Here is a 24,922-nt window from a genome sequence, read left to right as displayed (position 1 = left end):
TGGGGAGTTTGCGATGAAAAAACTAATAATCGCCGCCGTTCTGGCTGGCATCAGCGTTTCCGCCTCTGCAGCCGAAACGATCCGTTTCGCTACCGAAGCTTCTTATCCTCCGTTTGAATTTATTGACGCCGGCAACAAGATCCAGGGGTTTGACGTCGATCTGGCCAATGCCCTGTGCAAAGAAATGCAGGCCGAGTGCAGCTTCACCAATCAGGCTTTTGACAGCCTGATCCCAAGCCTGAAGTTCAAGCGCTTTGACGCGGTCATGGCCGGTATGGACATCACGCCTGAACGTGAAAAACAGGTGCTGTTTACCAAACCGTATTACGACAACTCCGCGCTGTTTGTCGCCCAGAAGGGCAAAGTTGCCGACGTAGCGGCGCTGAAAGGCAAAAAAGTGGGCGTGCAGAACGGTACGACACACCAGAAATACCTGACCGATAAGCACCCTGAAATCACCACCGTGCCTTACGACAGCTATCAGAACGCCATTTTGGATCTGAAGAATGGTCGCGTTGACGCGGTATTTGGTGACACCGCAGTGGTCAACGAATGGCTGAAACAGAATGCCGCTCTGGCCGCGGTAGGCGATAAGGTGACCGACAAAGACTACTTCGGTACCGGGCTCGGCATTGCCGTTCGCCAGAAAAATACCGATCTGCAGGGCAAGTTCAATGCCGCCCTCGACAAGATCAAACAGGATGGGACTTACGAAACCATCTACAAAAAATGGTTCCAGCAGTAATCTATCCCCATGAATGAAATTCAACCTCTAGCAAGCGCCGCCGGGATGACCGTCGGCCTTGCCGTTTGTGCCCTTATCCTCGGGTTGATCCTGGCGATGCTGTTTGCCGTCTGGGAGTCATCGCGCTGGAAAGTGGTCAGCTGGCTCGGCACCGCCTGGGTTACGCTGTTGCGCGGCCTGCCGGAAATTCTGGTGGTGCTGTTCATCTATTTCGGCTCATCGCAGCTGCTGTTGATGCTGTCCGACGGCTTCACCCTGAACTTTGGCCTGTTCCAGCTGCCCGTCCAGCTGGCGATTGATAATTTTGAAGTCAGCCCGTTCCTGTGTGGCGTAATTGCCCTCGCCCTGCTCTATTCCGCCTATGCGTCACAAACATTGCGCGGGGCACTCAAAGCGGTGCCACAGGGGCAATGGGAATCCGGCCAGGCACTGGGGATGAGTACCGCAGCGATTTTCTTTCGCCTGATCATGCCGCAGATGTGGCGCCACGCCCTGCCAGGGCTGGGCAACCAGTGGCTGGTTTTACTGAAGGATACCGCGCTGGTGTCGCTGATCAGCGTTAACGATCTGATGCTGCAGACCAAGAGTATCGCCACTCGCACCCAGGAGCCTTTTACCTGGTATGTGATCGCGGCGGCCATCTATTTGGTGGTGACCCTGTTCAGCCAGTACATCATCAAACGCATTGAACTGCGCACCACGCGTTTTGAGCGGGGGCCAGCCTGATGTTTGAGTTCTTGCCGGAAATTATCAAAGGGCTGCACACCAGTCTGACGCTGACCGTTACCGCGCTGATCGTGGCACTGCTGCTGTCATTGGTGCTGACGGTGATCCTGACGCTGAAAACGCCGATCCTGACGCCGCTGGTGAAAATCTATATCACCCTGTTCACCGGTACGCCGCTGCTGGTGCAGATCTTCCTGATCTACTACGGCCCCGGCCAGTTCCCGGCGATCCGCGAATATCCGTGGTTGTGGGATCTGCTGTCGCAGCCGTGGCTGTGTGCGATGATCGCATTGGCGCTGAACAGCGCGGCCTACACTACCCAGCTGTTTTACGGTGCGGTGCGGGCGATCCCCGCCGGTCAGTGGCAATCTTGCGAAGCGCTTGGTATGTCGCGTGCCCAGTCGTTGCGTATCCTGCTGCCCTTTGCCTTCAAGCGTGCACTGTCGTCTTACTCCAATGAAGTGGTGTTGGTGTTCAAGAGCACCTCGCTGGCCTACACCATTACCCTGATGGAAGTGATGGGATACAGCCAGCTGATGTATGGCCGTACCTATGACGTGATGGTGTTTGGTGCTGCCGGGTTGGTCTATCTGTGCGTCAACGGCCTGCTGACGTTGTTGATGCGCGTGGTCGAGCGTCGGGCGCTGGCATTCGAGCGCCGCAACTGAGCCCGCCCCCTCAGGTCTCGGAGCCCTGCCATCGTGCAGGGCTTTTTTATTTTCGTCTTAATTTTTTAATCATTTATATTGCATATTAATGCATTAAATGTCAGGGTAAACGTCGATAAACAGCCGCCTAAACCTTTGGGTTATTGTCAGTAAAATCAAGCGGTGAAGAGATAAAAACACGCAGACTTGCAGACAGGAGCTTTACGCATGAAAAAACTATTACTTGCCGCTACGGTATTGGCGGGCATCGCCTTCAACGCCAGTGCAGCTGAGACCATTCGCTTCGCCTCTTCCGCCACCTATCCACCCTTCGAATCGCTGGATGCCAGCAACAAGATTGTCGGGTTTGATATCGATCTGGCTACCGCGCTGTGCAAGCAAATGAAAGCCGAATGCACCTTTACCAACCAGGCGTTCGACAGCCTGATCGCCGCCCTGAAATTCAAAAAATACGACGCGGTGATTTCCGGTATGGACATCACGCCAGAGCGCAGCAAGCAGGTTTCCTTTACCCAGCCTTACTACGCCAACTCGGCAATCGTCATCGCGCAGAAAGGCAAATTCAGCTCGCTGGCGGATCTGAAAGGCAAAAAGATCGGCATGGAGAACGGCACCACCCATCAAAAATACATGCAGGATAAGCACCCGGAGATTAATACCGTCTCTTACGACAGCTACCAGAACGCCATTCTCGAACTGAAAAATGGCCGTATTGACGGCGTGTTCGGTGATACCGCGGTGGTCAACGAGTGGCTGAAGAATAACCCGCAATTGGCGCCGGTCGGCGAGCACGTTACCGATGCTCAATACTTCGGCACCGGCCTGGGCATTGCTGTGCGTCCGGACAACCAGGCGCTGCTGGCCAAGCTGAATGCCGCTCTGGACGCCATCAAGGCTGACGGCACCTACAAAGCCATCAACGACAAGTGGTTCCCGCAGTAAGTCTCTCCAGGGCGTGGTATGCACGCCCTATTTCAAACTGTATCCTTATTGATTGCCGAAACGCCTTTAGTGACGTACCAGCAGAGTCAGCACTTCGTAGTGGGCGGTATGAGGGAACATATCGAACAGTTGCACGCGTTCAATGCGGTAATCCGGCAACATCTCAATGTCTTTCGCCATCGTCTCGGCGTTACAACTCGAATAGAGAATATAGTCGGGCGCCATCTGATTCAGATAGTCGCACAAATCCTTGCCGATGCCGCGCCGTGGCGGATTAACCAGCACTAATTGGGGGACGCTACCCTCAGCGGTGGCAAATTTCGTGGAATCCAGCGCCTGGAAGTTAACCTGTTGCAGACCGAGCGTTTTCGCTGACTGACGCGCACAGGCAATCGCCTCGGCGCTGATCTCAATACCGGTCAGGCGGGTATCCGTCTGCGCACAGTGCAGGCCAAATCCCCCCACACCGCAGAACAGATCCCACATGCTTTCAATACCCAATGCACGAACCCAGTCACGAGCGGTAGCGTACAGTTCCGCCGCCACCTTTGGGTTGGTCTGGAAAAAACTTTGTGGGCGGATATACAACGGCACCTGATTAAATTGCTCTTCCAGCGCCTGCTGTTCGGTCAGTGGGATCTCCAGCTCTCCTTCCATAATCGCCATATGCACCGGCTGAATATTGGCGGAGATCACCCTGAGTTGTAGCAATTGCTGCTGTAACCACGGCAACGCCGCCCGCAGCTGTGCCAATTTACCCTCTGAACGCAGTACAAAGCGCAGCATCACGCCGCCGCTATGGGTGCTTTCGGTCAACAGCAGGTACTTCAGTTCCCCGCGCTTACGCGCCACGTTATAGGGCGTCAAACCGGCGCGGGCGATAAAACTTTTCAACACCGCGAACATGGGCGCAAAACTGGCGGGATACAGTGGACAGCCACTCAGATCAACCGGCGTGCCATCGCGGTGCAGCATGCCGAGCAACGGGCGCTCTACGCTGCCGCTGACCACCATTTTGGCCTTATTGCGAAATGCGCTCTGCTCGCCGGCAATCGGCGCCAGCCAATGCGCGACGTCGCGTTCGGCCAGCAGGGATTGCAGGTGATGCTGTTTGTCTGTCAGCTGCTGCGGGTAAGGCTTTTCCAGCCACTGACAAGAACGGCAGGTGCCCGCCGTATACAAGGCGCAATGCATTAAGTTGACTCTGAGTTCGGGGTGAATAATTAAGGGCGCAGAGTTTATCACCCTACGCCCTTAAAATCTCAATTGCGCGCGGCGAAATAGCGGCGGCTGGCGGCAGGAACGAACAATAAGGCCAGGATGACGACATCGGGGATTTTCTGCAGGATCAACACGTGCAGAATTTGGCCGCTGGTTTCGCCCTCCACGGTAAAGATTTCGGGCAAAAAGCTGCCGATGGTCGCCAACAGCAAATAACCGACCACCGCACACTGACAGGCAACATAGACCCAACGCCCCCAATTGCGACCGCGCATTACCGCAAAACCGCAGCTGATTTGCAGGCACAGCAGCACCAGACCAGCCAAAAATATCAGGGTGGAATCCCAGGCCTGGGCGCTGGTGCTGACAAACTCCTGAACGCCATCAACGCCCAGTTCACCCAACAGCAACAGCACGCTGATGCATTTGATAGCCACCATCGCCGTACCGGCCACCATCACCGGTACTGGCGCATCTGAAGTCGTTCTCATTCCCTGCCTGCTGTTCAGCATGTCTGCCATGTCCGTGTTCCGCAACGAAAACGCCGTCTATACCCTCATCTTTCAAGTTGCAGCGTGGTTACCTGCGCTCACACACCAGTTACTTAAGTAAGCGCCTGGGGAAGAGCGAGCTGGCCGCCCGGCTGTAACTCTAAAGCTGTAGGGTATATTCAAACGAGATATATAAAGTCAGGTAATCAATTGCAATACCAATAATTGCAAAAATAGCAGGTTTAATCAGACTCAGCTACGGGCGGCCTTTTGTAATTCGCGCGATCGCTGTTTTTCCGAGCGAGCCATAAACCACCAGGCGATCAGACCGATAATCCCCACCACCAGCAGGATCAAACTGGCCAGGGCGTTGATTTCCGGATTAACCCCCATACGCACGCTGGAGAACACCAGCATCGGCAAGGTGGTCGCGCCCGGCCCGGCGACAAAGCTGGCAATCACCAGGTCATCCAGCGACAGTGTGAATGCCAGCATCCAGCCGGCAACCAGCGCCGGTGCAATCATTGGCAGCGTGATCACGAAAAACACCTTCAACGGCGTCGCGCCCAAATCCATCGCGGCCTCTTCGATCGAGCGATCCAATTCACGCAGGCGCGAACTGATCACCACTGAAACGTAGGCAGTACAGAAGGTGACGTGCGCCAGCCAGATGGTGAACATGCCGCGTTCCGACGGCCAACCCAACGTATGCCCCATCGCCACAAACAGCAGCAACAGCGACAGACCGGTAATCACATCCGGCATAACCAGCGGTGCGGTCAGCATAAAGGCAAAGCCGGTTGAACCACGAAAACGGCCAAAACGCACCATCACCACCGCAGCAATCGCACCAAGCACTACGGCGGCGGTCGCTGAAGCGGCAGCAATGGTCAGGCTGAGCCCGACGGCGCTGATCATCGCCGAATCATGGAATAACGCGGTATACCAACGCGTCGACCAACCCGCCCACACCGTCACCAGTTTTGAACTGTTGAACGAGTAAATCACCAGCATCAGCATCGGCGCATACAGGAAGGTGAAACCAAGCACCAAAATAGCGATACGCCACGGTGAGCGCACTACCGGCAAGTTGTTCATCCCTGCCCCCCCATTTCCTTGTTCTGGTGCTTGTGGAACCAGATAATCGGCAAAATCAACAGCAGCAGCATCACGGTGGCAACCGCCGAAGCTACCGGCCAATCGCGGTTATTAAAGAATTCCTGCCACAGTACCCGGCCAATCATAATACTGTCAGGCCCGCCCAGCAGTTCCGGGATCACGAACTCGCCGACCGCCGGGATAAACACCAGCATCGAGCCGGCAATGATACCGCCACGGGTCAGCGGCACAATCACGCTGAAGAAGGTTTTCAGCGGTTTGGCGCCCAGATCCAGCGAGGCCTCCACCAGCGAATAATCCAGCCGCGTCAAGGCGGTATAAATCGGCAGCACCATAAACGGCAGGTAGGAGTAAACCACGCCGATATAGACCGCCAGATTGGTATGCAGGATCACCAGCGGCTGATCGATAACCCCAAGCCACAGCAGGAAATTGTTAAGGATGCCGTTGTTTTTCAATATGCCCATCCAGGCATAAACGCGGATCAAAAATGAGGTCCACGACGGCAGGATCACCAACAGCAGCAAAATATTGCGGGTTGATGCTTTGCTGTGCGCCACTGCCCAGGCCAACGGATAGCCAATGATCAGGCAACACACCGTTGACACCGCCGCCACCTGCAGCGACTGCAGATAGGCGTCCAGATACAGCGGATCGTCGGTCAGTTGCAGGTAATTGGCAAAGTTGAGCGCGATGTCCAACTTGCCGTCAGCCCAACTCATCAGGTCAGTGTAGGGCGGGACCGCCAGCGCCAGCTCCGCCAGGCTGATCTTGAACACAATCAGGAACGGTAGCAGGAACAGCAACGTCAGCCACAGCAGCGGCACCGCAATCACCAGTTTGCGGCCGTGGGCCATTTGCAGGCGCTGGAAAAAGGCTTTCAGCGGGCCGGGCCCGTTGGCCGGCGGCTCCGGCGGCGTGCGTTCAGCAAGCATTGTCATAATGATTATTCCTCACCTTCGCCATTCACACCGTTAACACGACACAGCTGTCGGCTTCCCAACACAGCCGCACTTCGTCGCCCCAGGTCGGCATCCCTTTGCGGAAACGGTGACCGTTTTGCAATTGGGCGCTGAGCATCTGGCCGCTGAGCAGCTTCACATGGTAGATCGACAAATCGCCGAGATAGGCAATGTGCACCACCTCCCCCACGGCAAAGTTGCAGCCATCTTCCGGGATCTCTTCGCACAGCATGATTTTTTCCGGTCGCAGCGCAACCTGGATCGGCACCCCGTCCACCACCGAGGCGTCGGAGTCTACCTTGATCGCATGACGCAAACCGGGGCTTTGCAGGATCAGAGCATCGTCCTGACGCTCTTGCAGCACGCAGTCAAATACGTTGACCGAACCGATAAACTCGGCGCTGAAACGGCTGTTCGGGTGTTCGTAGATCTCTTCCGGCTCGCCGATCTGCACAAACTTGCCGCGATTCATGATGGCGATACGGCCTGCCATGGTCATCGCCTCTTCCTGATCGTGGGTGACCATCACGCAGGTCACGCCGACGCGCTCAAGAATGTCCGTCACTTCCAGTTGCATGCGGTCACGCAGTTTTTTATCCAGCGCGCCCATCGGTTCATCCAGCAGCAGCAGCTTTGGCCGCTTGGCAAGGCTGCGCGCCAGCGCCACACGCTGGCGTTGGCCGCCGGAAAGCTGGTGTGGCTTGCGTTCGGCAAACTCCTGCATATGGACCAGCGACAGCATTTCCGCTACCCGCTCGGTGATTTCCCCACGCGGCATCTTGTCCTGTTTCAGGCCGAAAGCGATGTTTTGCTCCACCGTCATGTGCGGGAACAGGGCGTAGGACTGGAACATCATGTTAATCGGCCGCTGGTATGGCGGCACGTGCGACATGTCTTGCCCATCGAGCACGATTTGCCCTTCCGTCGGCTGTTCAAAACCGGCCAGCATGCGCAACAGCGTCGACTTGCCGCAGCCGGAGGGGCCCAGCAGGGCAAATATTTCGCCTTTGTAGATGGTCAGGCTAACGTCTTCGACCGCATTTTGGCCGTCAAAGGTTTTGGTGAGGTTACGGATTTCCAGCAGAGGGGTGAAGACCTTCTGCGACTTGGCTTGAGGACGAGGGATAGCGTCGTTCAATCGGGGTGCTCTCCGGTGCAAACAGTACAAAAAACCACGGCGATTGCCATGGCCCAAAATGGCAATGCAGGCGGGTAGCCCCGCCTGCTGGTCAAGACAACACTGAAAGCCGGGCCCGGCATTTTGGGCCCTGAGTACTAGCGTCCGCTTTTAACTTTAGTCCAGGCGCGGGTAATCACACGATCCAACTTCGGCGATTGCACGTTCAGCGTGAACAGCTTGGCACGCAGATCGGCCGGTGGGTAGACGTTCGGATTATCACGCACTTCCGCTTTCACCAGCGGAGTGGAGTCCTTCACCGCGTTGGCGTAATAGACGTAGTTGCTGATGCCGGCCATCACATCGGGCTTCATCAGGAAGTTCAGGAACTGGTAGGCGGCGTCCTTGTTTTTGGCATCTGCCGGCATGGCAAACATGTCAAAATAGGTCAGCGCCCCTTCTTTAGGAATGGCATAGGCCACGTTCACGCCGTTCTTCGCCTCTTTGGCGCGGTTGGCCGCCTGCATCACATCACCGGACCAGCCTATCGCTACGCAGATATCGCCGTTCGCCAGGTCATTGATGTATTGGGAAGAGTGGAAGTAACGGATGTTCGGCCGCAGCTTAAGCAGCAGATCGTTGGCCGCACCGGTGTAATCCGCTGCGTTGGTGCTGTTGGGATCCTTGCCCAGGTAGTGCAATACGGTAGCGTAAACCTCGCTCGGCGCATCCAGGAAGGAAACACCACAGCTTTTAAGCTTCTCGAGGTTCTCTGGCTTGAGGATCAGATCCCAGCTGTCGACCGGCGCATCTTTGCCCAGTACCGCCTTCACCTTGTCGACGTTATAGCCGATGCCGGTGGTCACCATCAGGTAAGGGATACCGTACTTGTTGTCCTTGTCATTGTGTGCCACCAACTGCAGCATTTCGGGATCAAGGTTTTTGTAGTTCGGCATCTTGCTCTTGTCGAGGGGCTCGAAAATACCGGCCTTCGACTGGCGCTCAAGGAAGTTGGATGAAGGCACTACCAGATCATAACCGGTGCTGCCCGCCATCAGTTTGCCTTCCAACACTTCATTGGAGTCAAAGACGTCGTACACCACTTTAATGCCGGTTTCTTTCTGGAATTTGGCTAAGGTGTCCGGCGCAATATAGTCGGACCAGTTATAGACGTGCAGCGTTTTTTCCTCGGCTGACGCCGTGACGGACGCGGCCATCAGCAGGCCGGCAACAACACCCGATAACCACTTTTTACGTTGGGTGACCATCCGTAACTTCCTCCAAAACAGGGGTGAATCATAGAATTGAACTTGTATCGCAAACTGATACAAAACCTTTCCTGATCGAGCGCAATCGTTGCAACCGTGAATTGAATAGCTATGCAGTTGATTGCAGACACCTTTTTCAACTGCCCAGCCCGCATGGTCACTTGGGGAATCGCAAGCCCTTAGCAGAATCAGCAGCATAACCGCTGTTGCCAAAACGCACCAGCCTCCGGGGGCAAAAACGGCTTTTATCGATTTTTTATGCAGTTTCTCTCTATGTGATACGCCATTAATGGCATAAACGGCGAGAAATATCGGGCAAAAGAGGGTAAAACGCAGAATATATTATCGTGGAAGGGAATAACGGTAGCATGCCGCCAGAAGGGCGACATGCATAATCTACAGCGGGGATCAGTGCAACATTGGCAGGCGTTCGGCGCTAGCCGGGTTCTCTTCTTCGTCACCCATAAACAGCAGATCGTTCGCCCGCGCCTCGAGGATCACCATGGAGATCTGCTCTTCGCCCTGCTGCATAAAGTGCGTGAACTGTTCCAGCGTGACGCCCACGGCGATACTTAGTGACTGACAGACGATCAGCTTCGGCAGGTTATCATCCTGGATATCGACAAAGGCTTTGATGGTCAGCGAACTGGCGTTGATCTGGCTGAGATCGGCCACCAGAGGGATCAGCGCGGTCGGCTTCACCTCGGCCAGGGCGGAAAACAGAATAACGTTGTCCACCAGATCGAGTTTGGCGTCAAATACGCCGTCGAAGTTTTGCATGTGCGGCAGGTGCAGCGCCTGACAGGAATCGCACTCAAAGAATGAAATGCCCGATTGATCCAGCCAGCGTCGCAACAACGCCAAATCAGGGACAATGAGTGAATCCATAATACCAGCCTCACAATATTCAAAACGCGAAAAGGCGCATAGCTTACGGAATATTCCCCCGCGATGCCACGATCAATGCGGCTTAATTCGCTATTTGGGCAAATATCGCCGGGAAAAAACCACAAAGCTGGCGATTGTAAAGCCGATTTTGGTCGGCGACATCAGCCGCCCGACTTGAGACGAAATCCCGCTCTGGCGCGCGGCTCGATATACTCGATCATCATGCCGGCAATATCCAATCCCGTGGTGGTTTCCACCCCTTCAAGCCCCGGTGAGGCGTTCACTTCCATAACCAGCGGGCCGCGAGTCGCTCGCAAAATATCTACCCCGGCGACGTCCAGTCCCAGCGTGGTGGCCGCCTTAACCGCAACAGCTCGCTCTTTGGCGGTGATGCTCACTTTGCGGGCAGTACCGCCACGGTGCAAATTGGACCGGAACTCCCCGGGCTTGGCCTGACGCTCAATCGCGGCCACTACCTTGCCGCCGACCACCAGACAACGCACGTCACTGCCCTGTGCCTCGCGAATATATTCCTGCACCAGGATATGGGCGTTAAGGCCGCGAAAGGCGTCAATCACGCTTTCCGCCGCCTGGCGGGTTTCCGCCAGCACCACGCCGATACCCTGCGTCCCCTCCACCAGTTTGACCACCAGTGGCGCACCGCCGACCAGCTCAATCAAATCACCGGTATCGTCCGGCGAATGGGCGAAACCGGTGATTGGAAGATCGATCCCCTGGCGTGCCAGCAACTGCAGCGAACGCAGTTTGTCACGTGCACGGGTGATCGCCACCGACTCATTCAGCGGGTAACTGCCCAGCAGCTCGAACTGGCGCAGTACGGCGGTACCATAAAAGGTGATGGCGGAGCCGATACGCGGGATCACCGCATCGTAGCGTTCCAACTGACGGCCGCGATAATGAATGGTCGGCGCGGCCGGGTTAATGTTCATATAGCAAGAAAGCGGATCGATAATATCCACGCTGTGGCCGCGCTGCTCTGCCGCCTCCACCAAACGCTTGCATGAGTACAGCGTTCCATCGCGCGAAAGAATGGCAATTTTCACTCGTCACCCCAAAAAGGCAATCACCTGCCAGGCAGGCCTGCACCGACGGCCGTCACTCAGGCGCGCGGCTCACTGTCGTTTTTATCGACCGGCGAATGAGGCTTATGCCGATCGTTCTGCGGCGGCTGACCGCCGCGCATTAGCGGGCCGAATCCTTGCACCACGCGCCAAACCAAAAAAGCCGCCGCCGGGACCATCAGCGCCACGCCGAGGAAAATCATGCCCACCGCTGCCTGCTGGGAAGCCAACCAGCCCGGCAATTGAACGTGACCGTGAATGCTCAGATAAGCCAGCACTAATGACAGCATGCCCAGTCCTTCCAAAACCAACACCGTACGGGGTAAGTCACCGAATGAACGCATATTTTTCTTCTCCAGAAGCTCTGCCTCCAGTGTAGTGAATTCCCCCCGATGGCGACAGCCCCGGCGGCTTAATCGGTTAGATGAATCAGATTAACAGGTAATTCCTGCTTTTTTTTCGCTGACCCAACGGGCATAGTAGGCGCCATCAATGCGGGTAATGCTCAACCTTAAGTCTTTTTTGACTGACAGAATGTCATTGCAGTTGCGACTAAATTATTGAATATCAATCTAAGGAGTGTTGCATGTTTGCAGTTATCTTCGGGCGCCCAGGCTGTCCTTATTGTGTCCGAGCAAAAGAGTTGGCGGAAAAACTGACTGAAGAACGTGACGATTTCAACTTCCGTTATGTTGATATCCACGCTGAAGGCATCACCAAAGCCGATCTGGAAAAAACCGTTGGCAAACCAGTAGAAACCGTTCCGCAGATCTTCCTCGATGAGAAACACATCGGCGGCTGCACCGATTTCGAAGCTTATGCCAAAGAAAACCTGAACCTGTTCCAGTAAGTTTCAGGCAAGAACGACAAAAAGGCGCTCAAAGCGCCTTTTTTTATTGCCGTTCGCGGCGGTGACATTGCAGATAAGCCTGCAACAAGCCGCCGATAAACAGCGCCAGCAGCGCGCCAAACATGCACCAGAATACCGCGCTGGTGGCGTAAGCCAATTCCTGCCAGAACGAATAAGAGGGTGTTAACCAAAAGTGGCGGATGATCAGGCACAGCGGCAGTGCATAGAGCGCACCCAGTAACGGGCAGAGAATGCGTTTTTTACTCGACAGATAACTGGCAACCACGCCGGGTATCACGAACAGCAACAGGCCGGTCTCCCCCCGATGCTCATGATCGGTACTGCCAAAGACTCCGCTCTGCTGGCCGAGATACACCAGGCTGAACAGCAGGAAACAGCTCAAAATACCCCACCAATACCGTTCGCTCGCCATACCCTACTCCCCCTTAATCTGTTACCACACCGTAGAAATCAGCCGTGTCACAAAGCCGGTGACGCCTTGCCGTAGAACGGCAACGCTGAACTGAACTTTTTCCTTGGCTACTAAAAGAGAGCTATCCCGCTAAATTTCAGGCTGCGTATCCTCGGCCCCGGCGGCTATGCCGTTGGGCAGAGCACGTCTCTGGCTGCAGACGACGGCGTTGCGGCTTGAAATACAACGGGTAAAAATGCGTTCGGCGGCGCAGGAACTCAGCTTTATGCTGGCTGTCATGCGCCATAGCGACTAGAATAAACGCCGCCGATCGATGGTTCGAATCGCCTTCCGCTGGTTAGTTATTTATGACGTCGATTTTTGACTGAATTTATATCTTATAGTTATCTATATCAAGCACTTACTGGTAAACAATAAGTTATCCTCCGTGAACATAAACGTCGCTAGTTTGTTAAACGGTAACTACATCCTGTTACTGTTCGTGGTACTCGCACTGGGGCTGTGCCTCGGTAAAGTCCGTCTGGGCTCCGTTCAACTCGGTAATTCCATTGGCGTTTTGGTGGTTTCGCTGCTGCTTGGCCAACAACATTTCGCCATTAACACCGAAGCGCTAAATCTCGGCTTTATGCTGTTTATTTTCTGCGTTGGCGTGGAAGCCGGGCCCAACTTTTTCTCGATATTTTTCCGCGACGGTAAAAATTACCTGATGCTGGCGCTGGTAATGGTCGGTTCCGCGATGGTGATCGCCATCGGTCTCGGCAAACTTTTCCACTGGGATATTGGCCTGACCGCCGGCATGCTCGCCGGATCCATGACCTCTACCCCAGTCCTGGTAGGCGCCGGCGATACGCTGCGCAATACCATCACCAACGGCCCGGCGCTGCTGGCGGCACAGGATCATCTGAGCCTCGGCTATGCCCTGACCTACCTGATTGGCCTGGTGAGTCTGATTTTCGGCGCACGTTACCTGCCTAAGCTGCAACACCAGGACCTTTCCACCTCCGCTCAGCAAATTGCCCGCGAACGTGGCCTGGACACGGACAGCCAACGCAAGGTTTATTTGCCGGTTATCCGCGCTTACCGCGTGGGACCGGAGCTGGTGGCCTGGGCCGATGGCAAAAACCTGCGCGAACTGGGCATCTATCGCCAGACCGGCTGCTATATCGAACGCATTCGTCGTAACGGTATTTTGGCGAACCCGGACGGTGACGCGGTGCTACAGGTAGGCGATGAAATCTCGCTGGTTGGCTACCCCGATGCCCATGCACGGCTGGATCCCAGCTTCCGCAACGGCAAAGAGGTCTTCGACCGCGATCTGCTGGACATGCGCATCGTCACCGAAGAGATTGTGGTCAAGAACAGCAATGCGGTGAACAAGCGCCTGAGCCAGCTGAAGCTGACCGATCATGGCTGCTTCCTCAACCGGGTGATCCGTAGCCAGATTGAAATGCCTATCGACGACAGTATCGTGCTCAACAAAGGCGATGTACTGCAGGTCAGCGGCGACGCTCGCCGGGTGAAAAGCGTGGCGGAGAAGATTGGCTTTATCTCGATCCACAGTCAGGTCACCGACCTGTTGGCATTCTGCGCCTTCTTTATCATCGGGCTGTTGATTGGCCAGATCACCATCCAGTTCAGCAACTTCTCGTTCGGCATCGGTAACGCCGCCGGCTTGCTGATGTCCGGCATCATGCTCGGCTTCCTGCGTGCCAACCACCCGACCTTTGGCTACATTCCGCAGGGCGCGTTGAATATGGTGAAAGAGTTCGGTCTGATGGTGTTTATGGCCGGTGTTGGCCTGAGCGCCGGTGCGGGTATTGGCCACAGCCTGGGTGCCGTTGGCGGCCAGATGCTGATCGCCGGACTGATCGTCAGCCTGGTGCCGGTGGTGATCTGCTTCTTGTTTGGCGCTTATGTGCTGCGCATGAACCGTGCCCTGCTGTTTGGCGCCATTATGGGGGCCCGCACCTGTGCGCCGGCGATGGAGATTATCAGCGACACCGCACGCAGCAATATCCCTGCCCTGGGCTATGCCGGTACCTATGCTATCGCTAACGTATTGTTAACCCTGGCCGGTTCGCTGATTGTGGTGTTGTGGCCGGGGATCCTCGGCTAAACGATAAGCAATGAAGATGAATCAGTGGCAAAAATATTTTGAAATTTTTATCCCCGGTGAGAACTTTCCTTGCCGGGGGTAGTCTGAATTAGTGCCACTGCTTTTCTTTGATGTCCCCATTTTGTGGAGCCCGTTAGTCCCGCCTTTTTAGGTTCAAGACTATCGGGTTTTTTGTTGCCTTTAAAAAATACTCTTTTAAAACAGCGCATTGAAATCACGCACTTTACCCAATGGCGACAAAATGGCGGCAGCCGATTTACAGGCACAAAAAAACCTGCTTTCGCAGGCTTCTTGTTAAATCCAGAGTGAACCTTGATTGCTCCTGGTGGGATGCGGTGGCGCAATATCAATTTTACCCGGCGACACGATCTGCCGCTGGATAGATTCTAGCGTCACGAAAGTGCAACTACAGTTTATGTTTTGGCACTGATGGTAACGCTCTTTGGTGTTCTCACTCAGATAGCGGCTTGTGCGGGCATGGGCGGCAGTTCGGCAAAGCGGGCAATGCATCATATTGATATCCCATTCTTAATCTCTCAATTGCCGCGATAATACCCTCCACGATCGAGAACAAAACAACCTTTAAGTGAATTTACAAAAAATAATTCACATTACGAGACTTCATAAGTCACATCTGAAAGCAAAACCTCAAACTCTAACGCAGTGGTAAAACCGCTATTGCTCAGGCTGTGCGTGGCTTTGCTCACTATCCAGTCCTGTGCGTCAATCACCGCTTTAAACCCGCTAACCCTAACCGGCGTTTCCGGCGTGATGTTAGCCCGACCCATGGCGAGCGACAGCGAGAACTCCGCCACACCGCGTTGTAACTTTTCCCATTTGGCTTGTGCGGCCCGCATGGCGGCGGCCTTGTTTGCGTAGACCCTGGGGATCACAAACACGTTATCTTCGGCCCCTACCAGATATTCCCCTTTTTTTTCCTCTTCCGGTTTACCCGGTTTTTTATGGGTGGCCGGCTTGGCTTTGGGATGCTCCAGGGCCCGTAAATGTTGTTCTTTCGGCTTACGCTGCAATTTAACTTTCTGAGGCTTTGGCTGCCTGGTATTGAGCCAACTCGCCGTTACCCCGGTGTAAGCGTCCCGATCGGCAATACTGAAACTGTGCTGATCGCCATCCTGTCGCGTGAGGGTAAACACCGGCAGTGGCTTGCCGTTCACTGTTGTGCCGTTGCCCGGCCGCATAAACAGCAGACTGCCATTCTTAACCACGGCCACCGCACCATTGAGCGAGGCTAAGCGGGTAAGAAAGGCCACGTCAGTTTCCTGCGTCTGGTCGATGTGACTCACTTTAATAGTGCTCAATCCGGCGGCCAGCGTGGCTTTAAGCGCATTTCGCGCAGCCACCTTCTGCACGATATGGCTCAGCGTGGTGTCATGGTAGGACTCATCCCGACGGGTATTGAGCGACCCGCGAAAATCCGCACTCCGGGCACGAATGGTCAATGTGTCCGGTGACCCGTGGTGCTCGACCTCATCCACGGTAAACAGCCCTTTCGGCGTCAGCGCTGCCCCCTTCCAGCCTAGCGACAACGCAAGCACCGCATTACGCTGCGGCATCACCATCAGGCCGTCGCTGTCGTCCAGCTCAATATCAAGCTGGTCAGCCTCAAAACCCCGGTTATCCGTCAGTGATAGAGAAATAAGCCGCTTACGAATGTTTTTCGTGATGTCTTTTTCCTGCAGCGACAAAGAGAAGTCCGGGGCAATCAATGCCCCGGCAGGCATGGCAACGTTGGTGATCATGATAATAGCCCGCCCATAGCTGCCCCTGCTTTGCCGTAAAGCTCTCCGGCCTGCTGGCGCAAATCGCCAAACATAACAGACAAAGATTCATCAACTCGCTTTAAATTGAGGGTAAATTCCGTGCGGCGCGGGCTGCCATCGGCAAAAAAATCCGAATGGCTTTCCGATATCGACTCAATCACAAACATGCCGTAAATCGTCCCGCTGCCCTCAATCAGCGGCCATGCCCGCCCCTGTTCCGCCATCAGTTGCAGCGTCAACAGCGACCACCTGCCGCCGGTAATTTCCGGCAGTAGCACGCCGGACAAGGTAATTTTTTCATCATCCAGCCCCAAGAACTGCGACGCCGGGCGCTGGCCCACGCGGGCATTGCTCGGCCAGCGATAATCCGCTGTGCGGTTCAGCGACTGATACGGCAGCGTTTGCAGCATGAAAACAAAGAATCCTAACGTCAGCATCATAATAATTTGCGCCTAATTGGTCATAGAACTGCGGGCACGTGCGCGTCGCTCACGTTCTTGGCGTGCCTGCGCTTCATTCAGTAGTTGCAACGTTTCTTCCCGGCTCATCCCTGCGGGGATCACCACGTCAAATTTGTTATGCGTCACACTGTTATCGGTATAGGCCGATGATGCCCCTCGCATTACCGGCGCATAGCGCTGGGGTGCCAGTGGGGCAACAGGGGGCACACTGCCTGTGTTGACCTCGGTAGCAGGTAGCATCACCGGCGGTGCCAGGGCGATGACGGCAGGTGAGACATTCACCACAGGAGCAGGCAGTATGTCCGGCCGACCCACGGGCGGAACTGCCTTAATCACCGGCGATGCGCCGGTATTTACTAGCCCGCCGCTGGGTGAATACCCCCGGCCACCGGCACCCGTTGCGTAAGGGTTGTTCTTTGCCGCTTCTTTGTCTAACTCTGCGGTTTCATCCTTCATAAACCCGAGTTTTTTCGCTAACCAACCGACTTTCCCGCCCAGCTTGTCGAGCACCTGCATAGGCCAGTTCAGCGCGTTTCCGATAGCTTCTCCAAATTTCTTACCGACTTCGGCCGCATTCTGTAGTTCGACCTGCGTCGATTTCACCGGTGCCAACAAATCCATAAACCAGTTATAAACCGCTTTAATCTTCTCGCTAAACCAGTCAAACACGGGTTTCATCGGTTCAAAGGCGGCGGTAATCGGAGCCAGAGCCGCTTTAAACCCTTCGGCTACGCCACCGATAAAGGCGCTGATAGGCTCCCAATATTTGCGGATCAGCAAAGCACCGGCAGCAACGACAGCAATCAGGGCTAATACAGGCCATGAAATGGCGGTAAATGCGGCAGCAATACCTGCGCCTACCGTGGTGAATACCGTCCCCAGCAACCCAGCCCCGGCAATCAACATATTGACCCCGGCCATCACCGGCCATGCGATAAGGCCCAGCGCAGCAAGTCCGCCAATCAGTGCAGTTACGCCTGCGGTGACCTTTGATAACGTGCCGACCAACGCCGGGTTGGCTTTAGCCCATGCACCGACCTTTGTCAGCCATTCAGTGGCGGAGACGGCCAGCTTACGCAGCGCCGAGTTTTGGCCGTCGAACACCTCAATGCGCACATCTTCCCATGCGGAAAACAGGTTTTTCAGGTCGCCGTCGAGGTTGTCCACCTTCACTCGGGCAATCTGGGCCGTAGCCCCTTTTGACTGGGTGACTGTGTTGTGTTTTTCGCTCAGCTTGCCGTTACCGGCGGCGTCAATCAGCTTGATAGCGCCTTTCATCGCTTCTTCGCCGAAAATGACTTTCAGGTATTCGGCCTGCTGTGCGGTGCCGAGCTTGTTGGTTTTAAACGAGCCGTTAATTTTCTTGAGGATGTTCGCGATCGGCAGCATGTTCCCTTTGCCGTCTTTGGTTTTTACGCCCAATTCTGACAACGCATCAGCCGCCTGCCCTACTGGCGCCTGTAACCGCGTAAACATCGCACTGGCCGCCGTACCGGCCATAGACCCCTTGATGCCGTTATCGGCCAACACGCCCAGCAAGGCGGTGGTGTCCTCGATACTGGCCCCGGCCGCCTCGGCGATCGGCGCGACGTACTTCATCGCTTCGCCAAAATCCATCAGGTTGCTGTTAGAGCTGGTGAAACCTTTGGTCATCACGTCCGCGACGCGCTGGATCTCGTCTATCGGCATGTTAAACGCCGATTGCATGTTGGTGATGATGTCGGCCGCGTCGGCGATGTCCAGATCGGAAGCCAGCGCCAGATTTACCGTTGATTCGGTCGATTTCAGAATGGCATCACCGTTAAAGCCGGATTTCGCTAACACCGATTGCGTGCGGGCGACGTCCGTCGGGGAAAATGCCGTAGTTGCCCCGATATCACGCGCCTGCTGGCGAATGGCCGCCAGTTGCTTATCGTTTTTCGCCAGCCCTAATGTGGCCTGTGTATCTGACATTTGCTTATCGAACTGCACACCCGGCGCAATAAATGCCCCCTCGGCAACCAGTCCGGCGGTAGCCACGCCCAACCCTGCAGCACTGGTATTGCGAACCGTTGCAGTTGCCGACTGCCCGGCGCGGTAACGTGCACTGACGCGGTTGACCTGCTCTTGTTTTTTGCTCAGGCGCTCCAGTCCGGCCCGCTGGCGGTTGAGTTCGCCAGTGACTGCGCTGGCACTGGCTTTTAACCGGCGTTGCTCGGTGCTCAGGTTCTTGGTAGCGATACCGTCAGCATTGAGCGCGTCACGCTGGCGCTGCACGGACTGGCGCAGCCCATTGTATTTCATTTGTAACTCAGTCGCGGCACGCCTGGAGGCTGCCAGTAATCGCGCTTGCTGCGCTGTGGGCTTTGCCGTCGCCTTGAATTGAACGGCCAGCGCGGCCGCTTCCGCTTTGGCCTTTTTCAGCGCCTGCCCGGTGACAGCGAGCTGCCCCTGTTGCTTACGAAAGCCATCAATCCGGGCGGCCTGTGCGTCCAGTGCTTTAAGGGTTTGCTGCGTGGTTTTGATATCACCGGCAAGCGTTTTGCTTGCCTGTTGGATACTCTTTAGCGGGCGGGTGGCCTGGTCTACGGCTTTCAGCAAGACCTGAAGCTGCAGGCTTTTACTCATCGTGATTCACTCCGCTGCGTTGCAATGCTTTATGACGCCAGTTCAACAGCTCCGTGAGCGTCATACCGGTCATTTCTGATGGCGGCCAGTGGAATATCACTGCGATATCCGCCATCAGGTCATCAACGCCCAGCCGGGCGTCAATCGCTACTCCGCCAACTTCGGCGACAAAAAACCGACAACCTTCCCGGCCAGTGCCACCAGGTCCGGCAATTCAAGCCGGGCGCATTCTTCTTTGGTCAGGCTCGGGTACGTGACACGCGGCAAGATCACCAGCAGCGCATCAACATCCGCATTAGCTACCGCTGCCAGACCGACGCCGCGTAATGCGCCCGCGGTGGGTTTGATTACCTGCACATCGGCGATAGTGGTTTCACCGCGTTGAATCGGGGTGTCGAGGGTGACAACGTTTTCTTTTGCTTCGTTCATGGTGGTTATTCTCTCTTGGATCCGTGGAACGGCCAGCCCGACGGGCTGGCACAAAAATTACAGGCCGATGGCCTTACGATGTTCTGCCAGGCGGTCAACGCCGTTGACCTTTTCGACCATGTTCACGGTGTCGACTTCGATCAGCTCTTTGCCGTCAACGGTCAGCTTGAAATAGGTGCATTCAGTGGCCACCTTGGTTTCGGTGTCCTCGCCTTGCTTGTATTCGCCAAAGTCGATTTCTTTGTGCTTGCCACGCAAGACCACTTCCACAGCGGACACCTCGCCGGTGTCATCACGTTGGAAGGAACCGGCAAAGCGCAGCGGCACGGCATCGACAGCCCCCCACTGCTTAAGCACCAGCTCATCAATACCGCCCATGCTCCATTCCAGCGCCAGCGCGTCATCGTCCAGCCCAAAATCGACCGGGGCCGCGCCATTCATACCGCCGCCCCGGTATTTCTCCAGCTTGCGGGTGAGCTTCGGCAGCGTCAGCGAGGAAACGATCCCCATGTAGTTGAAGCCGTCGTTAAACAGGTTCAGGTATTTCAGTTTTTTTGGCAGAGCCATAACTCATCCTTTCCTTAGCGGTTCACGGACGCGGCGAATGTCGCCAGATAGCGGTCAGTGATACGCTGACGCAGGGTTAAATCTTCCAGCGGCGGGACTGGCGTGTAGTCGTAATCAATAAACAGCTTGCCCGCTTTCAGGGTTTCTTTATCGTTGGCGCTGGCGTCATACCAACAATCACCGTCGATAATCAGCCCGGCGGATTTCAGTTCGCGGAATTTGGCTTTGATGCCATCAATCATGTCGCGGATAAGCGTCGGCGTGACTGGCCGGTCAATCGCCCACATGTGCGCTTCGGCCATGGTGTCAGCCAACACCTGCGCGGTGCGGGTGTAGTTTTCGAACTGGAACAGCGGATCGTCAGAACAGGTGCGCGAACCCCAGAATTTAAAACCGTCTTTGCGGATCAGCGTCGTGACGCACGCTTGGTTTAACAGGTCGGCATCCGTACCCGGCGCTTGTAAGTCCCAGAACACGCTGGCGGTGATGCCGGTAACACCATTCACACCGACGTTAGACAGAGTTTTGTGCCAACCGGTTTCCGTGTCGATTTTGGCACGCAGTCCCAGCGCACGGGCGGTGGCATAGGCAATATCGCTTTTGTTGGTGGTGGTGTTCCAGCTCACAAAATCCGGCCAGACCAGCATCAGTTCGCGCTGGCTGAAATTGGCGCGGTACTTAATCGCATCCTGTACCGTTTTGCAGCCGTAGGCGCTGACATAACCAAATGCACGCAGTTTCTGGCAGATACCCGCCAGTGCCGTCGCCACTTCCAAATTGTCATGACCCGGCACGCCGAGGATGCGCGGTTTCACACCCAACTCCGCCTGCGCAGACAACAGCGCTTTCATGCCGGTGTAACGGCCCTCCGCGTTAGCGCCGCCGATAATGTTTGAGGTGGTTTCCTTAACGTCTTTTCCTTCGGCTACGCGCACAACCACCGTGGCCGGTTTTGACTGGTCAGCGATAGCCAGCAACGCCGCTGCCAATGTGCCTTTTTTACCGGCCTTGCCGGAGGCGGCCAGCACGTCGGTGATCAGCACCGGCGTGTTGAGCGGGAAAGTGGCCGCGTCGGCATCCTCCGCCGTGCACACCATGCCGACGATAGCCGTCGAAACAGTAGAAATAACGCGGGTGCCGTCGTTGATTTCGACAACACGCACGCCGTGATGATAGTCAGCCATGTATAGCTTGCTCCGTGGTGGGTTGGTGCAGGCATGATGCCGCCCGGCACGTCAGGCCGCACGCGGTGGGTGATGGAAGACAGGCCAGACAACAGGCGATACCTGCCGGAGCGATTTTGAGGAAATGACGATCGTTTTCGTCGATCAATAATGGCGCATTGATCTACGCAATCAATTGGACGGAATTTAGCCGGACGGGGTATGGTCAATGAACAAGACGCGGCAACATCAGGGAAAGCCGCAAAGCACAAAGCCCGCATATCATAATGATGCGGGCTTTTTTATTAGGCGTCGGGGGCTGTCGGCCAGTCAATGTCCTGCGTATCCTCAGGCCGAATACGGTTGGCAAGCACCCGGCAGGTTTTCCATGCGACCAACTGCGCCTTCTCCTTCTCGGTCGCCATCCCTAATTCAACCGCATCTTGCAAAGGAGCAATTGCATTGCTGGCTTGTACTATCAGCAAACTCTTTTTACGTGACGCTTCGCTCACCTGTTCCTGTTGGCTCAACGGTGGAGCGTCAATCCAGCACGGCAAGCCATCGCAATCCGCCGCCCGGATTTTTCCCGCAGGGGATTGCCCGCGGTATTTTTCCCAATGTTCTACAGACACCGGTTTAACATCATCAGGCCAGTTGTTATTTGTTTCGTAGGCTTCCTGATCTTCCAACACATAGAAAATATTGGTTTTCGCACTGTATCCGTAATTCATCATTAAACCCCGACCGCCCACCAAAATGCGATGCGTTCATTTCCATTCATACCAGAGTCAAATCCTCCCGGCCCCACGTTTAGCGCTTCCATGTTTGCGGATGAGTCCCCCCAATGACCCGCCAGTGTTAATTGAACCCCGAAACAGTCCTGTGTAAACCCGCGTGGAAAATTAACGCGGTTTAGATAGTTATCGCCGCGATTGATAACGCCACCCTGATGGATATACCCGGTTAATTCGTCCTTATACCACCAGGCATTTCTATTGCCGGAAATGTGACTGCGATTATTAAAGGAATTCCAGTCAACACGGCCATTAACCTGCTCAATCACCGCATCCCATAGCCATTTATTACCCCAGCGACTCCCCATAATATTGCCGTCAGCAGCATGAACAGCAGGCCCAACATTCAATGTTGGACTGGGGCCATTAATATACACATCACCGCCAGCGCGAAAATCAAACCAGCCATCACCAGCGGTGCCGTTACCCACATGAAACGAAAGTGCATGGTGCTTCCCAATGGTTTCATGATGATAAATTTCAGCTCTCAGATCGCCCGCACCACGCAATAACAGACCGTTGGTTTGGTGATGACGTTCGCCGCCGCCTTCATAGGATGTAACACCACCTTTAAAAATAAACCCCTGTCCGCTGACGCCGAGGTTGTTCCCAACATTCAGATCGTTATTTGTGCTGACAATATGGCCAAAGTTAACATTCCCGTTTTTCACATCTACAGCAAATGGGCGCAGGCCGTTAAACGTCCCGTACTGGTTTTTTGCATTCGTCAGCATTAAATACATGCTGTTGCCATCATTACGCCAGAACGTCCCGTAATCCCCGCAGACAATGCGATAATTATCAGCGGTAAGCGACTGAATCTCAGCCGTGGTTTTTACTGTGCCGGTCAGTTGCCCGCCGGACTTCATTAAATAACGTCCGTCTGCCTCTGACTTATTCCAGGCATTAACATCACCCGCCAACAGATTGACGTCGCCGGATAGTGGTTTACCGTTGACCTTGTACGATCGCAAGACGTATTTCTGCGCGGCTTGCGTATCCGTTAACGCCCCTACATCGGCTGCCGTCGGTTTATTCTGCGTATGGTAGAGTTTTACAAAGTCTGAGTATTTTTTGGCATCTGCCGAACGCAGCCAAAAATTATTCGTCGCCTTTTCTGATAATAATTGGATGCCTCGATGTTCAGTCACACTCAAATTGACTAACGTTGCATAAGGCTGCGCGGGATAACTACTGGTATTTTTATCGTCAAACTCCAACGTTGATAAACTGATCCCCTGCTTCCAGAGTGCGGGGACGTCGGTCGCTGCTCGCAGTGGTTGAGTAGGTAACACCGTTGCGCTATGAATGACAAGCGTCCCGGCCATCGTGTCACCTGTTCGTTTCACAAAACGCCCGTCAGCCTCGGTTTTATTCCACGCGTTAACATCAGCCGCAAGCAGATTGACATCGCCGGACAACGGTTTGCCGTTAACCTTGATAGAGCGCTGGACAAACTTTTGCACCGCCTGCGCATCAGTTAGCGCCCCCACATCCGCCGCCGTTGGTTTGTAGTCCGTGGTGTAAATCCGGGCCCATTTGATGCCGTTAGTGGAATTTGAGCCCCCCAGGAAACCCGCACCGCTGTTAGAGACACCCACATAACCGGTAGACGGGCCGCCATCGCAAGGCAAAGAGATCACCCCATATACGCCGTTACCCGGCACATTCGCTGACGTATTGTTTACGCGGAAAATTTCACCTTGATTGCAATAAGCATCCTCACGATGGCGCGACCCCATTCCCAGCCCAAATGCACCGACGGCCATCACTTGCCCGGCCTCAACACCGACATTTTTCGTCGCAGCACTGCCTAACGCCAGATTGCCACGGGCAGCGGATTTGTCGGTCAGGTCTGACAGATTGGCACTCTTTTTAGCGCTGGCATCGTTAACGGCCTTAACGGCCTTCGGCGTGGCGGCTTTTGTTTCGTCTGCACTGGTTGTTGCGCTACTCAGTTGCACCAACCCTTTAGCGATGGTGCTGGCATCCGGATGGTTACGGGTTTTCTCATGCTCCTTTATGGCGTCATTAACAAAATCTTTAGTAGCCAGTACAGTATCGCCCCCGGCAATCACGCTAATAGCGGCAGCGCTGCTGACAATCAGGATCATGCGCAACGTCTGCGTGCGACCGCTGCCCTCTTCCAGTTTCGGCTTGTAGCTTTCGGCCACATTACTGACCGCAATCAGCGTGCCGAAATCGTCATACAGCCCCATTTCACGCAGCCAGAACCCGCCGACGTTCGCCGGGATAATAAACTCCGCAACAATATGATTTTTTATCGACTTATCAATGGTCAACCCGTTGAGGGTAGCGCGATATTTCTCATTGATGAGCCTGGTCTGTGCCGGGTTCGGTGTGGGTAAGGTGCCGTTACCGTCACCGACGGCCATACGGGTGATTTTTAACTGGGTACCGCCTGCCGACGCGGCGGCAATTTTGGCCGCCCCGGCGGTGGTAATAATCGCTTTATACTTGCTCATGACTTC

General features: G+C 55.0%; 26 protein-coding genes. 6 read left to right on the top strand and 20 right to left on the bottom strand.

Annotated elements, in window-relative coordinates; all coding sequences use genetic code 11:
- Positions 1 to 13 precede the first annotated feature (13 nt).
- The 4 genes from artJ (NR114_RS02230) to artJ (NR114_RS02215) all read left to right on the top strand — a co-directional run bounded on the left by artJ (NR114_RS02230) (position 14) and on the right by artJ (NR114_RS02215) (position 3,081).
- Positions 14 to 745: an arginine ABC transporter substrate-binding protein gene (gene artJ, locus NR114_RS02230; RefSeq protein ID WP_020826087.1), complete on the top strand. Its 732-nt coding sequence runs from the start codon at positions 14 to 16 to the stop codon at positions 743 to 745.
- A gap of 9 nt (positions 746 to 754) precedes the next feature.
- Entirely contained in the window at positions 755 to 1,471 is a 717-nt protein-coding gene (artQ, locus tag NR114_RS02225) for an arginine ABC transporter permease ArtQ (protein WP_041414381.1), read from the top strand.
- A complete protein-coding gene (artM, locus tag NR114_RS02220) occupies positions 1,471 to 2,139 on the top strand; it encodes an arginine ABC transporter permease ArtM (protein ID WP_020826085.1) in 669 nt (222 codons plus the stop codon). Before artQ ends, artM begins: the two co-directional genes overlap by 1 nt.
- A gap of 207 nt (positions 2,140 to 2,346) precedes the next feature.
- Positions 2,347 to 3,081: an arginine ABC transporter substrate-binding protein gene (gene artJ, locus NR114_RS02215; protein ID WP_115059312.1), complete on the top strand. Its 735-nt coding sequence runs from the start codon at positions 2,347 to 2,349 to the stop codon at positions 3,079 to 3,081.
- A gap of 66 nt (positions 3,082 to 3,147) precedes the next feature.
- On the opposite strand, the gene rlmC is transcribed toward artJ (NR114_RS02215), so the two are convergent.
- From rlmC to NR114_RS02170, 9 genes are all read right to left on the bottom strand, one after another.
- Positions 3,148 to 4,275 (bottom strand): 23S rRNA (uracil(747)-C(5))-methyltransferase RlmC, encoded by a 1,128-nt coding sequence (gene rlmC, locus NR114_RS02210; protein ID WP_234530464.1) that lies wholly within the window; start codon positions 4,273 to 4,275, stop codon positions 3,148 to 3,150.
- A gap of 68 nt (positions 4,276 to 4,343) precedes the next feature.
- Positions 4,344 to 4,823 (bottom strand): YbjO family protein, encoded by a 480-nt coding sequence (locus tag NR114_RS02205; protein ID WP_234530465.1) that lies wholly within the window; start codon positions 4,821 to 4,823, stop codon positions 4,344 to 4,346.
- Between the two features lie 222 nt (positions 4,824 to 5,045).
- On the bottom strand, positions 5,046 to 5,891 hold the full coding sequence (potI, locus tag NR114_RS02200; RefSeq protein WP_020826081.1) for a putrescine ABC transporter permease PotI: 846 nt from the start codon (positions 5,889 to 5,891) through the stop codon (positions 5,046 to 5,048).
- Positions 5,888 to 6,853 carry a putrescine ABC transporter permease PotH gene (gene potH / locus NR114_RS02195; protein ID WP_020826080.1) on the bottom strand — a complete coding sequence of 322 codons (966 nt, stop codon included), beginning with the start codon at positions 6,851 to 6,853 and terminating at the stop codon, positions 5,888 to 5,890. Before potH ends, potI begins: the two co-directional genes overlap by 4 nt.
- A 25-nt stretch (positions 6,854 to 6,878) precedes the next feature.
- A complete protein-coding gene (potG, locus tag NR114_RS02190) occupies positions 6,879 to 8,012 on the bottom strand; it encodes a putrescine ABC transporter ATP-binding subunit PotG (protein ID WP_234530466.1) in 1,134 nt (377 codons plus the stop codon).
- Positions 8,013 to 8,149: 137 nt separating this feature from the next.
- Positions 8,150 to 9,259 carry a spermidine/putrescine ABC transporter substrate-binding protein PotF gene (potF, locus tag NR114_RS02185; RefSeq protein WP_020826078.1) on the bottom strand — a complete coding sequence of 370 codons (1,110 nt, stop codon included), beginning with the start codon at positions 9,257 to 9,259 and terminating at the stop codon, positions 8,150 to 8,152.
- 408 nt (positions 9,260 to 9,667) lie between these two features.
- Positions 9,668 to 10,147, bottom strand: coding sequence for a YbjN domain-containing protein (locus NR114_RS02180; RefSeq protein ID WP_020826077.1), 480 nt, complete (start codon positions 10,145 to 10,147; stop codon positions 9,668 to 9,670).
- A gap of 161 nt (positions 10,148 to 10,308) precedes the next feature.
- Positions 10,309 to 11,211 (bottom strand): 30S ribosomal protein S6--L-glutamate ligase, encoded by a 903-nt coding sequence (rimK, locus tag NR114_RS02175; protein ID WP_046374023.1) that lies wholly within the window; start codon positions 11,209 to 11,211, stop codon positions 10,309 to 10,311.
- 56 nt (positions 11,212 to 11,267) lie between these two features.
- On the bottom strand, positions 11,268 to 11,573 hold the full coding sequence (locus NR114_RS02170) for a YbjC family protein (protein ID WP_020826075.1): 306 nt from the start codon (positions 11,571 to 11,573) through the stop codon (positions 11,268 to 11,270).
- 242 nt (positions 11,574 to 11,815) lie between these two features.
- On the opposite strand from NR114_RS02170, the gene NR114_RS02165 reads away from it, so the two are divergent.
- The gene (locus NR114_RS02165; RefSeq protein WP_012006074.1) at positions 11,816 to 12,079 is read left to right on the top strand and encodes a GrxA family glutaredoxin; all 264 of its coding nucleotides are present in this window, start codon (positions 11,816 to 11,818) and stop codon (positions 12,077 to 12,079) included.
- A 43-nt stretch (positions 12,080 to 12,122) separates the two neighbouring features.
- On the opposite strand, the gene NR114_RS02160 is transcribed toward NR114_RS02165, so the two are convergent.
- The gene (locus NR114_RS02160) at positions 12,123 to 12,512 is read right to left on the bottom strand and encodes an inner membrane protein YbjM (protein WP_048761796.1); all 390 of its coding nucleotides are present in this window, start codon (positions 12,510 to 12,512) and stop codon (positions 12,123 to 12,125) included.
- Between the two features lie 427 nt (positions 12,513 to 12,939).
- Here NR114_RS02160 and NR114_RS02155 point away from each other — a divergent pair, with 427 nt between their 5' ends.
- The gene (locus tag NR114_RS02155; RefSeq protein ID WP_041414378.1) at positions 12,940 to 14,628 is read left to right on the top strand and encodes an aspartate:alanine antiporter; all 1,689 of its coding nucleotides are present in this window, start codon (positions 12,940 to 12,942) and stop codon (positions 14,626 to 14,628) included.
- A 294-nt stretch (positions 14,629 to 14,922) separates the two neighbouring features.
- Here NR114_RS02155 and NR114_RS02150 read toward each other — a convergent pair whose 3' ends face one another.
- The 10 genes from NR114_RS02150 to NR114_RS02105 form a co-directional block, all read right to left on the bottom strand.
- A complete protein-coding gene (locus NR114_RS02150) occupies positions 14,923 to 15,141 on the bottom strand; it encodes a DNA-binding transcriptional regulator (RefSeq protein WP_071531438.1) in 219 nt (72 codons plus the stop codon).
- A gap of 98 nt (positions 15,142 to 15,239) precedes the next feature.
- Complete coding sequence (locus tag NR114_RS02145; RefSeq protein WP_256813974.1) at positions 15,240 to 16,388, bottom strand: phage late control D family protein; 1,149 nt, start codon at positions 16,386 to 16,388, stop codon at positions 15,240 to 15,242.
- On the bottom strand, positions 16,385 to 16,849 hold the full coding sequence (locus NR114_RS02140) for a phage tail protein (protein ID WP_128864098.1): 465 nt from the start codon (positions 16,847 to 16,849) through the stop codon (positions 16,385 to 16,387). The genes NR114_RS02145 and NR114_RS02140 overlap by 4 nt, the downstream gene beginning before the upstream one ends.
- Before the next feature lie 12 nt (positions 16,850 to 16,861).
- On the bottom strand, positions 16,862 to 19,477 hold the full coding sequence (locus NR114_RS02135; RefSeq protein WP_256813973.1) for a phage tail tape measure protein: 2,616 nt from the start codon (positions 19,475 to 19,477) through the stop codon (positions 16,862 to 16,864).
- Entirely contained in the window at positions 19,470 to 19,592 is a 123-nt protein-coding gene (locus tag NR114_RS02130; protein WP_037432597.1) for a GpE family phage tail protein, read from the bottom strand. The genes NR114_RS02135 and NR114_RS02130 overlap by 8 nt, the downstream gene beginning before the upstream one ends.
- Before the next feature lie 32 nt (positions 19,593 to 19,624).
- Positions 19,625 to 19,906, bottom strand: coding sequence for a phage tail assembly protein (locus NR114_RS02125; RefSeq protein ID WP_256813970.1), 282 nt, complete (start codon positions 19,904 to 19,906; stop codon positions 19,625 to 19,627).
- A 57-nt stretch (positions 19,907 to 19,963) separates the two neighbouring features.
- Positions 19,964 to 20,473 carry a phage major tail tube protein gene (locus NR114_RS02120; RefSeq protein WP_128864096.1) on the bottom strand — a complete coding sequence of 170 codons (510 nt, stop codon included), beginning with the start codon at positions 20,471 to 20,473 and terminating at the stop codon, positions 19,964 to 19,966.
- A 14-nt stretch (positions 20,474 to 20,487) separates the two neighbouring features.
- Positions 20,488 to 21,657, bottom strand: a complete 1,170-nt coding sequence (locus tag NR114_RS02115) for a phage tail sheath protein (protein WP_256813969.1) — start codon at positions 21,655 to 21,657, stop codon at positions 20,488 to 20,490.
- A 284-nt stretch (positions 21,658 to 21,941) separates the two neighbouring features.
- Positions 21,942 to 22,370 (bottom strand): tail fiber assembly protein, encoded by a 429-nt coding sequence (locus tag NR114_RS02110; RefSeq protein ID WP_256824816.1) that lies wholly within the window; start codon positions 22,368 to 22,370, stop codon positions 21,942 to 21,944.
- Complete coding sequence (locus NR114_RS02105) at positions 22,370 to 24,916, bottom strand: phage tail protein (RefSeq protein ID WP_256813967.1); 2,547 nt, start codon at positions 24,914 to 24,916, stop codon at positions 22,370 to 22,372. The genes NR114_RS02110 and NR114_RS02105 overlap by 1 nt, the downstream gene beginning before the upstream one ends.
- Positions 24,917 to 24,922 lie beyond the last annotated feature (6 nt).

Source organism: Serratia sp. Ser99 (assembly GCF_024519545.1).
GTDB classification, from domain to species: Bacteria; Pseudomonadota; Gammaproteobacteria; order Enterobacterales; family Enterobacteriaceae; genus Serratia; species Serratia liquefaciens.
Note: the sequence above shows the minus strand (reverse complement) of the source record. Positions and strands in the feature narration are given on the sequence as shown.